The organism is Pseudomonas sp. S10E 269, from assembly GCF_002798465.1.
Taxonomy (GTDB): Bacteria; Pseudomonadota; Gammaproteobacteria; order Pseudomonadales; family Pseudomonadaceae; genus Aquipseudomonas; species Aquipseudomonas pergaminensis.
The window spans coordinates 6,434,374-6,448,102 of record NZ_PHIJ01000001.1 but is presented as its reverse complement, the minus strand read 5'-3'; the positions used below and the strand labels follow the sequence as shown (position 1 = coordinate 6,448,102).

General features: G+C 61.0%; 12 protein-coding genes. 5 read left to right on the top strand and 7 right to left on the bottom strand.

Annotated features, from left to right (window positions below; genetic code table 11):
• Window positions 1–28: 28 nt before the first annotated feature.
• Window positions 29–1,675, bottom strand: a complete 1,647-nt coding sequence (locus CWC48_RS29700; RefSeq protein ID WP_100491087.1) for a GMC family oxidoreductase — start codon at window positions 1,673–1,675, stop codon at window positions 29–31.
• A 308-nt stretch (window positions 1,676–1,983) separates the two neighbouring features.
• Here CWC48_RS29700 and CWC48_RS29695 point away from each other — a divergent pair, with 308 nt between their 5' ends.
• The gene (locus CWC48_RS29695) at window positions 1,984–2,901 is read left to right on the top strand and encodes a LysR family transcriptional regulator (protein ID WP_100491086.1); all 918 of its coding nucleotides are present in this window, start codon (window positions 1,984–1,986) and stop codon (window positions 2,899–2,901) included.
• On the opposite strand, the gene CWC48_RS29690 is transcribed toward CWC48_RS29695, so the two are convergent.
• The 4 genes from CWC48_RS29690 to CWC48_RS29675 form a co-directional block, all read right to left on the bottom strand.
• Window positions 2,898–4,757: a DUF3857 domain-containing transglutaminase family protein gene (locus tag CWC48_RS29690; protein ID WP_100491085.1), complete on the bottom strand. Its 1,860-nt coding sequence runs from the start codon at window positions 4,755–4,757 to the stop codon at window positions 2,898–2,900. The genes CWC48_RS29695 and CWC48_RS29690 overlap by 4 nt on opposite strands.
• Window positions 4,758–4,904: 147 nt before the next feature.
• On the bottom strand, window positions 4,905–6,005 hold the full coding sequence (locus CWC48_RS29685; RefSeq protein ID WP_100491084.1) for a DNA alkylation repair protein: 1,101 nt from the start codon (window positions 6,003–6,005) through the stop codon (window positions 4,905–4,907).
• Window positions 6,006–6,022: 17 nt separating this feature from the next.
• Window positions 6,023–7,369: a glutamine synthetase family protein gene (locus CWC48_RS29680; RefSeq protein WP_100491083.1), complete on the bottom strand. Its 1,347-nt coding sequence runs from the start codon at window positions 7,367–7,369 to the stop codon at window positions 6,023–6,025.
• Window positions 7,370–7,380: 11 nt separating this feature from the next.
• Window positions 7,381–7,938 (bottom strand): helix-turn-helix domain-containing protein, encoded by a 558-nt coding sequence (locus CWC48_RS29675; protein ID WP_010211306.1) that lies wholly within the window; start codon window positions 7,936–7,938, stop codon window positions 7,381–7,383.
• Here CWC48_RS29675 and CWC48_RS29670 point away from each other — a divergent pair.
• The 3 genes from CWC48_RS29670 (at window position 7,937) to CWC48_RS29660 (ending at window position 10,072) form a co-directional block, all read left to right on the top strand.
• A complete protein-coding gene (locus CWC48_RS29670; protein ID WP_256581771.1) occupies window positions 7,937–8,353 on the top strand; it encodes a DUF4440 domain-containing protein in 417 nt (138 codons plus the stop codon). The two genes, CWC48_RS29675 and CWC48_RS29670, sit on opposite strands and share 2 nt — an antisense overlap.
• Before the next feature lie 140 nt (window positions 8,354–8,493).
• Window positions 8,494–8,802, top strand: a complete 309-nt coding sequence (locus tag CWC48_RS29665; RefSeq protein WP_100491082.1) for an RcnB family protein — start codon at window positions 8,494–8,496, stop codon at window positions 8,800–8,802.
• A gap of 76 nt (window positions 8,803–8,878) precedes the next feature.
• Window positions 8,879–10,072, top strand: a complete 1,194-nt coding sequence (locus CWC48_RS29660) for an MFS transporter (protein WP_078047829.1) — start codon at window positions 8,879–8,881, stop codon at window positions 10,070–10,072.
• On the opposite strand, the gene CWC48_RS29655 is transcribed toward CWC48_RS29660, so the two are convergent.
• Window positions 10,035–10,307: a DUF1652 domain-containing protein gene (locus CWC48_RS29655; RefSeq protein WP_078047830.1), complete on the bottom strand. Its 273-nt coding sequence runs from the start codon at window positions 10,305–10,307 to the stop codon at window positions 10,035–10,037. The two genes, CWC48_RS29660 and CWC48_RS29655, sit on opposite strands and share 38 nt — an antisense overlap.
• Window positions 10,308–10,416: 109 nt before the next feature.
• Window positions 10,417–11,907 carry a PAS domain S-box protein gene (locus tag CWC48_RS29650; protein ID WP_078047831.1) on the bottom strand — a complete coding sequence of 497 codons (1,491 nt, stop codon included), beginning with the start codon at window positions 11,905–11,907 and terminating at the stop codon, window positions 10,417–10,419.
• A gap of 173 nt (window positions 11,908–12,080) precedes the next feature.
• Here CWC48_RS29650 and CWC48_RS29645 point away from each other — a divergent pair, with 173 nt between their 5' ends.
• A complete protein-coding gene (locus CWC48_RS29645; protein WP_068931780.1) occupies window positions 12,081–13,049 on the top strand; it encodes a hypothetical protein in 969 nt (322 codons plus the stop codon).
• Window positions 13,050–13,729 lie beyond the last annotated feature (680 nt).

Sequence of the window (13,729 nt, the reverse complement as noted above, 5' to 3'; positions counted from 1 at the left end):
CTGTCGGCGCCAGGTCTGGCGCCGCTATTCAGATTGCATGAACCAGTTCTTTCTCCGGGGCGAGACTCCTTGTATTCGGCGAAAGGATCAGCTGCGCGGCCTTCTCCGCGATCATCAGCGTAGGTGAACAGGTGTTGCCGGACGTGATGCGCGGCATGACCGACGCATCGGCAATGCGCAAGCCAGGCACGCCATGCACCCGCAGTTGCGCATCCACCACCGCGTCTTTATCGCTGCCCATGCGGCATGTGCCAACCGGATGAAAGATAGTAGTACCGATACGCGCGGCGGCTTCATGCAATTCGTCTTCGGTTTGCAGCGCATCGCCTGGTAGGTATTCCACCGGCTTGAACTGGCTCAGCGCCGGGGCGGCGACGATACGGCGTGTCAGGCGGATCGCATCAGCGGCCACCCGCAAATCTTCCGGATGGCTGAGGTAATTGGGGCGGATCAGCGGTGCATCCGCCGGGTTGGCCGAGCGAATGTCGATGCGTCCGCGACTTTGCGGGCGCAAGTCGCAGACCGATGCGGTAAACGCCGGGAATGCGTGCAGCGGTTCGCCGAAACGCTCAAGTGACAGCGGCTGCACGTGGTATTCGAGGTTGGCCGAGGTCTGTTCCGGACCCGAGCGGGCAAATGCGCCGAGCTGGCTGGGCGCCATCGACAATGGGCCGCTGCGGTCATACAGGTAGCGCAGGCCCATGCCCATCTTGCCCCATAGCGTGCCGGCGATCTGGTTGAGGGTGCGGGCGTTTTCCAGTTTGTAGATCAGCCGCAGTTGCAGGTGGTCCTGCAAGTTGCCACCAACGCCCGGCAGTTCATGCAGTACGTCGATGCCCAAGGGTTTGAGCACACTGGACGGACCGATTCCCGAACGCTGCAAGATGCCTGGCGACCCCACGGAGCCGGCGCACAGGACGATCTCCTTGCGTGCCTTCCAACTCAGTTGCTGGCCCTGCTGGCGTCCGATTACCTGGGAGGCGCGGCCCTTTTCCAGCAGTACGCGGTCGACCTCCACTTCGGTCAATACTGTCAGGTTGGGGCGTTGACGGACCGGCTTGAGGAACGCCTTGGCCGCATTCCAGCGCACGCCGGCCTTCTGGTTGACCTGGAAGTAGCCGCAGCCTTCATTGTCGCCCTGGTTGAAGTCATTGATGTTGGCAATACCACTTTGCGCCGCGGCATCACGGAAAGCATCGAGGATCGGCCAGTGCAGGCGCTGCTGTTCGACACGCCATTCACCGCCATCGCTGTGGAATTCCGAGCCGCCGGCAAAATGGTTTTCGCTCTGCTTGAACAGCGGCAGCACGTCTTTCCAGGCCCAACCCGCGTTGCCTTCTGCGGCCCAGCCGTCGTAATCCTGGGCCTGGCCGCGCATGTAGATCATGCCGTTGATGGAGGAGCAGCCGCCCAGCACCTTGCCCCGTGGGTAACTCAGCGCACGGCCTTGCAGGCCTTCCTGGGCTTCGGTCTTGAAACACCAGTCGGTGCGCGGGTTGCCGATGCAGAACAGGTAGCCGACGGGAATGTGGATCCAGGGGTAGTTGTCACGGCCGCCGGCTTCAAGCAGCAGCACGCGGTGGGCTGGGTTGGCGGACAGTCGATTGGCCAGCAGGCAGCCCGCGGGGCCGGCGCCTACGACAATGTAATCGAATTCAGCAGTTGCAATGGGCATCTGAGGCCTCGCTTGTTTTTCTTATTGGCTCCATCCTAGTTGTTAGTTTTCGTCTTAAAAATGTTAGTTTTTACCCAGCTGCTGTGCGTTTTTAAACAGCATGATCCTTGGGGCTTTGCTCAATGTAGTGAGCGAGCTTGCTCGCGCTGGGGCGCGAAGCGGCCCCTCCTGCATGCAAACGCGGTTTTTCAGATGCAACGAGGCTTCCGGTTTTGGGGCTGCTGCGCAGCCCAGCGCGAGCAAGCTCGCTCACCACAGGTACCGGGTACAGCTTTAGACAGTATTTATGTCCAAGTTAGGGAGGCGTCATGTTCGACTGGAACGACCTGCGGTATTTTCTGGAGCTGCAGCGCAGCGGCCGCTTGCTCACCGCCGCGCAACGTCTGAAAACCACGCATGCCACCGTGGCCAGGCATATCGAGGCGATCGAGAAAAGCCTCGGCACCGCGCTGTTCGTGCAGCATGCCCAGGGCTACGAACTGACGCCGGCCGGCGAAGCGCTGCTCAAGCACGCCGAAGCCATGGAAAACGTCGCGCTGTTGGCCGAAGACGAACTGACCCACTCCGCCGCGCCCTTGGGCAAGATCCGCCTCGGCGTGGCCGAAGGCTTGGGCGTGATGTTCCTGGCCAGTCGCATGGGTGGGCTATTTGATCGCTACCCCGGGTTGGAAGTGGAATTGGTGGCGGTGCCACGCTTTGTCAGCATTCTCAACCGCGAAGCGGAGATCAGCATCCACCTCGAACGCCCCAGCGTCGATCAACTGGTCACCCGCAAACTCACCGACTACCGCCTGGCCCTCTACGCCAGCCGTGCCTATCTGGACCGCAACCCACCGATCGAAAAGCGCGAAGACCTCGCCGCGCACGCGTGGATCGATTACGTGGACGACTTGCTGTTCAGCCAGGAACTCAAATTCCTCAGCAGCTTCTGCCGCAACCCCAAGGTGGTGTTCCACAGCACTAGCGTGATTGCCCAGCACCAAGCCGCGCGCTCCGGGTTGGGGATCGCGGTGTTGCCGTGCTTCATGGCGGCCGGTGACCCGGAACTGGTGCCGTTGCTGCCGGGGGAGGGGATCCAGCGCAGTTACTGGATCAGCTCGCGCAGGGAGTTGCACAAATCGGTGCGGCTGCGAGTGTTGTGGGATTACGTGGTGGAGTTGTGTGCGCGGGAGCAGGGGTTGTTGTTGGGCAGGCCTGATGCCAGGCCTGCCCAACAGAGGGGTTAGAGTTTCACCACCTGATGCACCTGCTCCGCGCAAGCCCGTGCATCCTCAATCATTTTCCCGAACGCCTTACTGACAATCTCATCACGGCTCAACCAACGCACCTTCTGGCTCAGGCGATAGTGATAACGCAGCCCGCCATTCTCCTGCGAACCCTGCAGGTCCAAGTCATACCACGGCGAACGCACCTGGCAACCCGGGATGGTTTTTTCCATCCGCCCGCCGCTCAGGGTGATGCTGTAGTCATGGGTTTGCAGGTTGCCCAGATCAAGCTCGGCCTGCTGCCCTTGGCGGCGGTAGTTGATAAAACCATCCCAACGACCCTTGAGCGATTCATCGCTATATACGTAGTCATTCGCCAGCTTTTCCAGCGCACGCTGATTATTCATTTTGGCCGTGACGGTATAGCCGTCATGCACCACAAAGCCGGTGGCCGGGCGAGTGATCTGGCAGTCGCTGATCTCGTTGCCGAAGTTGGCGCAGATGTCCTGGTCGGTGGCGGTGCTGCCTTGCTGGCGGTCGGCGACGCTCAGTTGCATCAGCGGCAGGCGACTGAAGGTGATCGTGGCCTGGGTCGCGCCGTTGCCTTGTTCGTCGTAGTGCACCTGTTTGTCCAGGCGCAGGGTGGTTTCGGGGCGTTCCAGCGGGATATGTTCCTCGCGCACCTGACCCTGGGCGTCGTTGACCAGCACCCAGCGGTCCTGGATATCGGGCATGACCTGGCCGGGGGCGAACACCGGGTTGGTCGGGTCGAGCCACCACACCTGGCCGTCCACTTCGGCGCGCACGATGGCGTGGTTCGGCGCCTGGGTGCCGGGGATCAGTAGCGACTCGACCACATCGCCCCGGCTGACCCAGGCGGTCTCGGCCTTGATGCCACTGGCCTTGAGCAAGGCGGTCAGCAGGATTGCCAGGTCCTTGCAGTCGCCATAACCGTGTTGTTCGATTTCAGCGAGGTTGAAGGGCACGTAGCCGCGCTCTGTCGCCCGCCAATCACCCAGGTAGCGATAGTGATCGTTGATGTGCTGCATCAATGCTGCGACCTGTTCGGCCGGCGCCAAACCGCGCACGGCAACCACGGCAGCAGCACCTTGTGGGGGCAGGTTGGCACCGAGGATCTGGTTGTAGCGCTGCGCGAACGCCCCGAAGTACGCCTGGCGCTCCAGAGCACTGCCTACCTCGATACGCGGGATGCGCAGCAACGCGGCGTTGGAGGCTTCGTTGATGTAGTTGAGGTAGGTCGGGGCCTTTTGCACCACGTCCAGGGTCTTGCCATTCTGCGACGGCGTTACGCTAAAACCCTCGAACAGTTCGCTGCGCCACTGGATGGGGCGCTCGGCAGTAAAGCGCGCCTTGAACCGGTCGCGCCGCGCCGGGCTGGCGCCGAATTTAAGCACGTAGTGAAACTGGGTCATCAAGGGTTTGGCGGCGTGGTGCTCGCGTACGGTGTAGCGAATCTGCGTGCCGACGCGCAGGTTGGGGAAGGCCAGCGAGGTCTGTTTGTCGCGGCTGAAGCCCTGGTCCGGATTGGGCGCGGTGCGGGTGTCGATCTGCGCCGCATCCAGCGCCACTGGCTTGGCGCCGGGCTGGGTGGACTGCGCGCTGATCACTTCAAAGGTGTCGCCTTCGGAATAATCGAAGTCGATGCGCGAGAGCATTTCGCGGCCGCTCGGTTTGAGGATCGTATAGCGGTAGGTGGTGGTGCAGTCGGTACTGGCGTCGCGGTTGAAGTGGCAGTGCAGCTCGGTGTCGCTGGCCAGTGGTGCTTCGGCCAGGGGTTGCAGCGCGGCAAATACGCCAGGAGCAACAAGCCCCAGGCTGATGGCAATCAGGGGGCGGTGAAACGAAAAACGGTACATGGGCGCCTCGGGTGACACATCGAAACAGCTACCCGGTGGGTAGCGAGAAAGCGCTGGATGATAATGGATCGCAACTGATAAGACCAGGATTGTTCGACAATTTATGTGGCTGAAAGGCCCGTCCTAGAGCCTTTTCTTTGATTTGTGTCAGTCGTTTCGCAGTTCGAAGTCGGCGCTGGCAAGCCTCTCGCCGTTGATCAACACATGGACGACATGCTTGCCGGGGTAATGCTTACGCGTGGTCAACTCGCGGATATGTTGCTCACGTCGGATGCTGTGAAGTTCGCCAGCGCCGAGGGTAAACGCCTTGAGTTTGAACACCTTTGCGGCACTGTGGCCGGCGCTTTTCACGTAGTCGATGGCGTAGTCCACCACCAGTTTCTGTGGGGTAGTGGCGGTGGACTCCAGGCTGAACGACAGGTTGATGCGGTCGCCCAGGTTGATCACCGCCGGCGTGACCTGTAGGTGGTGGATCTTCACCTCGGCCTTGGCGCCCGCACCCATGATCGTCAGCGCGCGTGTATTGCCTTGCTTGATCAGGCTGCGCAGGGCGTGGCGGGCGATCCACGCCGTGTGCGGGTTCTCCAGGTTCCAGCCTTCGATCAGGCTGAGCACCCAGTCCGGGTGGTCCTTGGTGATGTCGTTGAGGTGGTTGGCCACGGACTTGCGCACGTACAGGCTGTTATCGGCCTTGAGGTTGTCGAGGATCGACGCACACAGCTCGGGGTTGGCCTGCACGTCGGCCAGGCGGAATGACCAAGGCAAGCGCGGCCGTGAACCTTCGCTGGCGAGGCGACGCACGTGTTCGTTGTCATCCAGCGACCAGGCTTGCATCACCGCCAGCGTGCGCGGGAAGTCGTGCAGCAGAAAGTGGCGGATGGCGAATTCGGCGGAACCAAAGGTGGTGAAGTATTTAAGAGCAGCCATGGAGCGTTTGAAGTCGTGCAACCCGTAACTTGCCACGAAATGCGGCAGGAACAGGCTGACGAACGCGCTGTTCAAGCGTGGGGCCAACGCGTAAAGCACCTTTAGGGTTTGCGGGTAATCCAGCGGGATCACCGCATGCAGGCTCTCGCTGACCCGCGCCATGCGCTGCATCACCGACAACTCGGCCAACCCGGCCTTGGCGTGCTTGAGGAAGCCCTTGGCGTCGAACGCCGGGTACACCGCCGTCATCTCGGTGGCGATATGGTGCAGGCGTTCGACATTGAAGATTTCCTTCAGCGCCGGGGCAGCTTGTTCGGTCATCGATGATTCCTGGGCAGTTAAAGAAACCAGCGGTATTCCCGCGCATTGATCTCTTGTTGAAAGGCCAGGTGATCCTGGCGCTTGTTCTCGCAATACACGTCGACAAATTCAGCCCCCAGCTTATCGCGCAATACCGCGTGATGCTGCATGGCACGTACGGCGTCGAGCATTTCCAGGGGGAAGTCGGTGCCGCTGCTGCGGTCCTCGTTCAGCGGGGCGATGGGTTCGCGCTTGGCTTCAAGGCCATGCTCCAGGCCGACCAGGATCGCGGCCAGCACCAGGTAGGGGTTGGCATCGGCACTGGCCAGGCGATGCTCGATGCGCAGGTTGCGCGGGTCGGACTCGGGAATGCGCACGCACGCGTCGCGGTCTTCGAAGCCCCAGCTGGCGCGGGTGGCGGCATTCACCGTACCGCCCAGGCGGCGGAAGGCGTTGTGGTTGGGCGAGAAGATCGGCATGCAATGGGGCAACAATTCCAGGCAGCCGGCCACAGCGTGCCGCAGTGGGTGCTGCTGGTGCGCCGCCAGCAGGTTATTGCCCGCGCCGTCATACAGGCTCACATGCACATGCATGCCGCTGCCAGGGAATTGCAGGTAAGGCTTGGCCATGAAGCTGGCGCGGTAACCGTGCTTGAGCGCCACGCCACGGGTGCTGCGGCAGAACAGGGCGGCCCAGTCGGCGGCGCGCATGCCGTCGTCGAGGTGGCCGAAGTTGATCTCGAACTGGCCTGGGCCGATTTCGGCGGTGATCACCGTGATATCGATGCCTTGATCCTTGGCGGTTTGCGCCATGTCGTCGAGCACTTCGCCGAAGCGCGACAGCCGTTCGATATGCAGGTTGGGCTGGTCATCGGCGTCATCGCTCAACGGGTCGCGGGCGAATTGCGGCAGGCCGTTGTCGAGTTTTTTGTCGAACAGGTAGAACTCCAGCTCAAACGCCACCACCGGGTGAATGCCCTTGTGCTGCAGGCGCTCCAGCACTTTGGCCAGGACTTCGCGGGGTTCGAACTCGATGGGTGCTTCGGTGCCGTCCGAAGTGATCAGCATCTGGCCCAAAGGCTGCGATTCCCAATTCACCGGCTTGAGCGTGCCCGGTACCAGGCGCCGGTTGGCGTCCGGGTCGCCGTCGTTGAAGCAGTAGTCGCCAATCTTGAATAACCCGCCCTGAGCCCCCAGCAGCACGGCATTCTGCGGCAGCTTCAAGGGGCTGCCGGCGGCGACTTTTTCCAGCATCTCGATGGGGTAGCGCTTGCCGTAGAAGTGCCCGGGAATGTCCAGGGCGATCAGGTCGACGTAACGCACGTCGGGATGGTTCTGGCGAAAGGTCCGTACTTCGGCCAGTAACGTGGAGGCATGGCTTTTCACGGGTGTTGCTCCTAGTTGTAAACCCACAGCACGCGGGCGGGCAGGTCGGTCAGGTTGGCGTAGCGGCAATGGGCGAAGCTGGCCAGATGAAAGCTGTCGCCGGGGCCGAGGGTGACCGAGTCGGCCTCACCCTCGACCCACAGGGTCAACTCGCCCTCCAGCACAAAACCGGCCTGCTCGGCGCGATCACTCATGGTTTGTTCGCCACTGTTGGCACCGGGGGCCAACAGGCTGTCGAGCATCGAAAAGGCGCCGTTCATGCTCGGTGAGACGAGAATGTCGGTGATGCCATTGGCGTAATACACCGTGCGCCGCTCGTTGGGGCGGGTGATCCAGTCCACGGCCTTGGGCTTGGGCTGGCTATAGAAATAGGTGGTGGGCACGTCGAGGGCGTGGCTGATGGCGGTCAAATCCGCCACGGTTGGGCGGGACAAACCGCGCTCGACCTGGGACAGGAAGCCCACCGAACGCTCGATTTTTTGTGCCAACTGCGCGAGGGTGAGCTTCTTGTGCTTGCGCAGGTCGTGGATGAGTGCGGCGAGGGTGGCGAGTTCTTCTTGTGGAGTCATGAAATTTATTTCGATTAATTTCATGAAAAATTACAGGATTTATTTCATGGGGGCAATGAGCATGGATTTACATGCGCACTTGTTCGGGCTGGAACAGGCACTGCAGCAAAGCGCGACCCGTTCGGATACGAGGCAGTTGGCACGTTTGCTGGCCGATGATTTTGTTGAGTTCGGCGCCAGCGGCCATGTGTGGGGCAGCAAGTCCGAGGTGATCGACGGGCTGCAGGACGAGGTGTTTTCTGCGCGGAGCATGACCGAATTCGTGGTGAAAATGCTGAGCGAGCATGTAGCGTTGGTCACCTATCGCTGTCACCGGAGCGGAGTCGGGACTTCGTTACGCAGCTCGGTATGGCGGGCAGAAGAAGGGCAGTGGCAGATGGTGTTCCATCAAGGCACAGCCTTGGCAGTTGATTAGCCATTGCGGTGGCGAGGGGGCTTGTTCCCGCCGGGCCGCGAAGCGGCCCCAACCCATTGGGGCAGTGAGAGGCTCGATGGAATGATCACGCATCGCAGCGGTCCGAACCTGGGTACGCATCATTCATTGAAGGAGCACCCATGAAAGCCAGATCCTTGATTGCCAGCCTGCTGGTCGCCACAAGCTTGTCCACCGCCAGCTTTATCGTGCAGGCCGGTGACACCCCCCAGGAAACCGTGCAACCTTCGAACATCAACACCCGTGACCTGAAAGAGGGTGACCGTGCGCCGGACATGCTGATGCGCAAGGAATCGGCCATCAGCGACTGGAAAAAGCGCGGCCTCAAGCAGCCTGAGGAAGACAGCCAATGGACGCGGGTAGGCGATAAATTCGTGCTGCTCAAGACCACCAACGGCACCATTCTCGAGATCACCCCCGTCAAGAAATGACCGTGTCGGTAGTGCCTGCCCTGGGTTAAGGTAACCGGCCATACAGGCCGCGTTACCTTCAACGATCGAGAGCAGGATGCTTGCCACAATAAGAAACTACCCCCGCACCGTAAACTTGCTGCTTTCGGCCACGCTTATGCTGACGCTGGCCAAGGCCATCACCTTTCCCTACCTGGTGATTTACCTTACCCACCGCTTTGCCCTCGACATCACTCAGGTTGGCCTAGTCATCGGCAGCTCGCTGATCGTCGGCTCGTTGCTCAGTGTGTATGGCGGTTTCCTTGTCGACCGCATCAACAGCTACCGGTTGTTGCTGGGGCTGAGTGCGCTGTTTGTACTGGGCTTTATCGGCACGGTGCTGGTGCAGCATTTCTGGGTGTTCTATGCCTGCCTGATCCTGATCAACCTCGCGTACGCGGTGATCGATATCGCCGTCAAAGCCGGCTTTGCCAGCCTGTTACCCGAAGGTGCGCGCAGCGAAGTCTTCTCCATCAAATACACCCTTACCAATATCGGCTATGCGGTTGGGCCGGCGTTCGGAGCGATGGTGGCCAAGTTGGATATCAGTTTACCGTTTGTGTTGTCGGCGCTGCTGGGGGTGGGGTTTTTCCTGCTGTACTGGCGTTGGGGCGACCGTCGGCTGACCACCGTCGAGGCCTTGCAAAAGCCTGCGCCATTCCTGGCCGTCGGCCGCGTATTGCTGCGCGATCGCCGCCTGGTCTGCTTCACCCTGGGAGGTGTACTCAGTGCCGTGGTGTTTGGCCAATTCACTGCGTGGCTGTCGCAGTACCTGGTGACGACTACCACCGCCGACTACACCTACACCGTTGTCAGCGCGGTGCTGACCACCAACGCGGTGTTGGTGATTGCCTTGCAATACGTGATCGGGCGGCGCATCTCGCATCGTTACCTGGGCCAGTGGCTGATCGCGGGCCTGGGCATGTTCATGCTGGGGGTGATCGGCTTTGCCTTGTCCACCAGCGTGCTGTGGTGGGTGCTGGCGATGGCGGTATTCACCGTAGGGGAGATCATCGTGTTCCCGGCCGAGTACATGTTCATTGATCGGATCGCCCCGGACCACTTGCGCGGCATGTACTACGGGGCGCAGAACCTGTCCAACCTGGGTGCCGCCTTGGGGCCGGTGTTGTGTGGGCTGGTGCTGGCGAGCCTGCCGGCCCCCTATATGTTCCTGATGCTGGGGGCGTTTATTGTGGCCGGCGGGGTGTTCTATTTCATTGGTGCGTCGTTGAAGGCAAGTCATCCAGCGTGAGCTTGCCCACGTTGTTGCTTTGCAATTCGTAGCGCAACTCTTCCACCATCTTTTCCACTTCTTGCGGGGTCTGCAGTCGGTTGGTGCTGATCCCGGTCACCACCAGGTCGACACGGCCGGTTTCGGCGTCGTAGACCTTGAGGGTCAGGGACGCGTCCCGGCACAACGTGAACTCACAAGTCAGTGGCGACAAGCCTTCTTCAATGCAGTTTCGCAGTTGGGAGAGGGTAAACATGCGGGTTCCTTCAGGGCGTAAAGTTCGACCCCTGAAGGGTATTGCTTGGCCTTCGCGGCAATAAGGCGAATTCGCACTAGCTGTACTAGTGCATTTGCACTGGCGAGGGCTACTTTTTAACCCGCAGCTCACCGGCAAACAGCCCGCGTTCACGGGCCCAGACGATTGCTGCGCTGCGGCTGTGCACACCCAGTTTGGAATACACCGTGGCCACATGGTTACGCACCGTGTTGGGCGCCAGTTTCAAGCGCGAAGCGATCTCCTTGTCAGCCAGGCCTTCGCAGATCAGACCCAGCACATCGCGCTCTCGGGCGGTGAGGTCGGTGAAGGCGATATTGGGTTGGCTGGGGCTGTTGACGCTCTTGGCGTTGGCCAGTTTTTCGATGAGGGTCTGGCTGAACCAGGAGGCGTCCTGCATCACTTCTTCGATGGCCGCCACCAGTTCCAGCTCCGAGCGTTTGCGTTCGGTGATGTTCATCATCACCAGCAGATAGCAGGGCACGTCTTGGATGATCACTGTGTCGGCGGAGACCACGCAGTCGATCACCTCGTTGCCTTTCTTGCGCACCTTGAGGTCCTGGCCGTCGAGGTTGCCGGCCTTTTCCAGGTTGGCGAACAACTGCGCGGACGCCTGCGGGCTGTCGATAAAGTCGATGTCTTCGATGGATTTACCGATCAGCTCCTCGCTGGTATAGCCGGTGATGCTCATGAAGGCTTCGTTGATGTCCACCACCTGGCGGTTGGCGGCGCTGCACACCAGGGTGGGCACCGGCGTCAGGCGGAACGATTTAGCGAAGCGCTCCTCACTCTGGCGCAGGGCGATTTCCGCCTTTCGGCGCGGCTCCAGGTCCATGAAGGAGAACAGCATGCAGTCCTCTTCGTTCATATCCAGCGGTTGCCCCGCGACGATCACCAGTTTGCTACCGCCCTCGGGCAGTTTCAGTTCGGCCTGCATTTGCGGGATGGTCGCGCCTTCGCCCAACCGCTGGATGGCCAGGTCCTTGCGCTCGGCCTGTTCCAGCACATCCAACTCGTACACCGACTTGCCGATGACCTGGTCGCGGTTGTAGCCGGTCATCTCCAGAAAGCCCTGGTTCACCTTGATATAACGCAAGTCGCTCAGGCGACAGATCACCGCCGGCGCCGGGTTGGCGTTGAAGGTTTTTTCGAAGCGCTGTTCGGCGCTGGCCCACTCGGTGGCGTCGCTGAGGATCAGCACCAGCAATTCCGGCTCACCGTGGGAGTCACTGATCACCAGGCTGCGCAGGCGATGCACCCAGGTTCTGTCGGCGTCGTCGGTGGGGGAAACTTCCACCACCACGTCACTGAACTCTTCGCCAGCGGCGACGCGGGCGAGGGGGTAGTTCTCCAACAGCACCGGGTGGTTGTTGCGATAGCGCAGGGCAAATCGTTTGGCGTAGGCCTGGGTATTGGCACCCAGTGCAGCGACGTCATCGATGCCGTGCATGTTCAGCGCAGCTTCGTTGGCCCAGAGGATGGTTTGGTCGACTTCCGCGAGGATGATGCCGTCGGATACCCCGGAGACAATCTGCTGCAGTTGGCGGCGGTTGGTTTCTTTGGCGAGGACATCCTGGGTCATGGTTTCTCCGGGTTTTGGACGCGTGGAATTACGACACCGGGGCTTCAGGATAGTGCAGACCAATTGCCTGGGATGGGGTGCAAATGCACTATGCAGCCCGGTGCATTTGCGCGGGGACGAGCGGTACTTGGCTCGCCAGACTGAGGCGGTCAATAACGCAAAAAGGATCAATCATGACCCCTGTCTATGAAACCAACCGTTCGCCGTTTCGCGTGTCCTGGAGTGCGGTACTGGCCGGGAGTGCAATTGCCCTGGTGAGTTACCTGGTGCTGAGTGTGTTGGGCACCGCCATCGGCGCCAGCGCCGTCGACCCCATGCAAGCCGGCAACCCTTTGAGTGGGTTTGGCACGGGAGCCGGGATCTGGCTGTTTGTCTCGACCCTGGTCGCTGTTGGCCTCGGCGCCTTTGTGGCCGGCCGCACGGCCCCTGATCGCGGCGGCCTGCACGGCGTCCTGACCTGGACCCTCACCACGCTGCTCACCACCTGGCTGCTGGCGGGCTTGGCCGCCAGTGTCGTCGGCACCGCCGGCAATGTGGTAGGTAAAGGTCTGTCGGCTGCCGGCAGCGGCATTGCTGCGGTAGCACCGGGCATTGGCGACAGCGTCAAGCAGCAGTTGAACGAGCAGGGCATCCAATTGGACTGGAACAGCCTGCAAGGCGAGTTGGACACCTTGCTCAAGCAAAGTGGCAAGCCTGAACTGGACCCGGCCAACGTCGAACAGAAAACCGACCAGGCCGCTGCCGATGGCAAGCAGTCGGCGACCGCCGCAGCCAGCAACCCTGCCCAGGCTGGCGATGCGTTGAAGCAATGGTTCGAACGCGTCAAGGCTTCCGGTGAGCCCGCGCTGAATGCAGCGGACAAAGACGCATTGGTCAATATCGTTGCGGCCCGCACCGGCAAGAGCAAGGAAGAAGCGACCCAGATCGTCGACAACTACGCCCAGGCCTATCAGCAGGCCATGCAAAAGGTTGACGAACTGAAGCAACAGGCCGAGCAGAAAGCCCGTGAAGCCGGCGAAGTCGCGGCCAAACAGCTCTCCCGTGCGGCCTGGAGCACCTTGGCCATGCTGTTGTTGGGCGCGGCCTTGAGCTTCCTGGTAGGGCGGATGGCCCTGACCACGCGCCGAGTGCCGTTGGCTTAACAATGCGTGCAGCAGGGACGCTGCTTTTCACTGGCAGCTAACATGCGAGTGTCAGCATTCCAATACCCACCGGCAATGCCTGGCGATGCGTGATCGTGATTTTGATCTGGCTTTTGATCTGGCCTTTGATCTGGCCTTTGATCTGGCCTTTGATCTGGCCTTTGATCTGGTTTTTGATCTGGCTTTTGATCTTAGGCGCCCCGTCAAACACGCTGGCCGGAATTCGACAGGGATTTGGGGGGTAAACCGGCAGGGATGCCGGTTTAGCCGCCCCGCGCCATGGATGGCGCGTGGCGGCGGCCCCCCAAATACCTGGCGGATTACGGGCACACCGAGCCTAAGCGAGGTGCCGAGTGTTGGGGCAAGAGCGTTTTGCTTACTTTTGCGCTTTTCAAAAGTGAGCCGCCGTAAGGGCGGAACCCATAGCAGCCGTTACCCAAATAACGGATATGTACCCGGTCAGATCCAACATCCAGGTCGGCTGTCAGGCCGCCTTCGCAGGCAAGCCAGCTCCCACATTTGGAGCGTGGGGTGGCAGTTAGAGAGTGGTGGCTGCCAGGCCGCTTTCGCAGGCAAGCCAGCTCCCACATTTGGATCGCGGGGCAACAGTTGGAGAGTGGTGGCTGTCAGGCCGCCTTCGCAGGCAAGCCAGCTCCCACATTTGGAGCGTGGGGTGGCAG